1 protein-coding gene is annotated in these 1,465 nt (G+C 75.1%); it reads right to left on the bottom strand.

The window, feature by feature from the left end; all coding sequences use genetic code 11:
* Positions 1-1,465 (bottom strand): AMP-binding protein (locus VP06_RS38680; protein ID WP_048467902.1); only part of this gene is annotated, 1,465 nt, incomplete at both ends.

The following is a 1,465-nucleotide window of genomic DNA, read 5'->3' as shown; positions in this document are numbered from 1 at the left end:
GCGCTCGCGCTCGGCGGCGGCAAGCGCATCGAGGCGGGCGTCGAGGTCGGGCTCGGGGAGGGTTTGGTCGCGCCAGTCCTCGCTCGTGACCGGCAGGGCGGGGTTGCGGTGAACGACCTGGAGGGCGCCGCCCGGGACGGTGCCGGGCAGGTTGGCGCGCAGGATGGCGGAGCGCAGGACGGGGTGGCGGGCGCTGACGGCGGCCCAGGCTTCGACCAGGCGGTCGGGGTCGAGGCCCGAGGCGGTGACGGCGACCTGGTTGAGGTAGAGGCCGCGCGCCTCGGAGCTGGTCTCGGCGTCGAGGGCGTGGAAGAGGATGCCCTGCTGCATCGGGGTGAGCGGGTAGAGGTCGTCGACCTCGGCCCAGTCCAGCCCCAGCCCGTCCAGATCCGCTTGGCTCAGGACCTGCAACAGCGGTCGCGCCTGGGCCACGGGGCTCTGCGTCTCCTCCAGGGGAATGGCGGCGGCGGCGAGCGCCGCGAGGCTCCGATGGCGGAAGAGGTCGCGAGGTTCCAGGCGCAGGCCAGCACGGCGGGCGCGACCGACCACCTGCATGGCGGAGATGGAATCACCCCCGACCGCAAAGAAGTCGTCATCACGCCCGATCCGCTCGCGGCCGAGCAGGTCCGCCCAGATCCCCGCCAGCACCCGCTCGGTCTCGGTCTGCGGCGCGATGTGACGAGATGTTGCCGGCGCCTCCGGCTCCGGCAGCGCCCGGCGGTCGAGCTTGCCGTTCGGCGTCAGCGGCAGGTGCTCCAGCACCGTCACTTGCATGGGCACCATGTAGTCCGGCAGCGCCTGACCCAGCGCCGCGCGCAAAGCCGGCCCGTCGAGCACCGCCCCGGCGCGTGCCACCGCATAGGCCAGGAGCCGCAACCCCGTCGGACCCGGCCGCGCCGTCACCGCCGCCTGACCCACCCCCGGCAGAGCCAGGAGACGGGCCTCGATCTCGCCCGGCTCGATCCGGTGACCGCGGATCTTCACTTGGTCGTCCGCCCGCCCGCGGTAGAGCAGCCGGCCGTCCGCGTCCCGGCCCGCCAGGTCGCCGGTGCGGTAGAGCCGCGACCCCGGCGCCCCGAACGGGTCGGGCAGGAAGCGCTCGGCGGTGAGCCCGGGCCGGCCGAGATAGCCGCGCGCCAGCCCCTCGCCCCCGATCATCAGCTCGCCCCGCAGGCCGGCCGGCGCCGGATGCCCGTCGGCGTCGAGCACCCGCAGGACGGTGGCGGCCACCGCCTCCCCGAGATCCGGCTCGGCGGTCCTGCCGGGAGGCAGGGCCGCGCAGGCCGACCAGATCGTGGTCTCGGTCGGGCCGTAGAGGTTCCAGGCCCGTGTTTGTCCCTGCGACCCGGCGAGTTCGCGGGCGAGGTCTGAGGGCAGCGCCTCGCCGCCGCACCAGCGCCGGCAGGTTTCGGGCAGGCCGTGTCCGCCGCCGATGAGGCGCCAAGTGGTGGGGGTGGCCTGGACC

This window comes from Methylobacterium aquaticum (assembly GCF_001043915.1).
Classification (GTDB): domain Bacteria; phylum Pseudomonadota; class Alphaproteobacteria; order Rhizobiales; family Beijerinckiaceae; genus Methylobacterium; species Methylobacterium aquaticum.
This window is presented reverse-complemented; position numbering and strand designations above follow the sequence as displayed.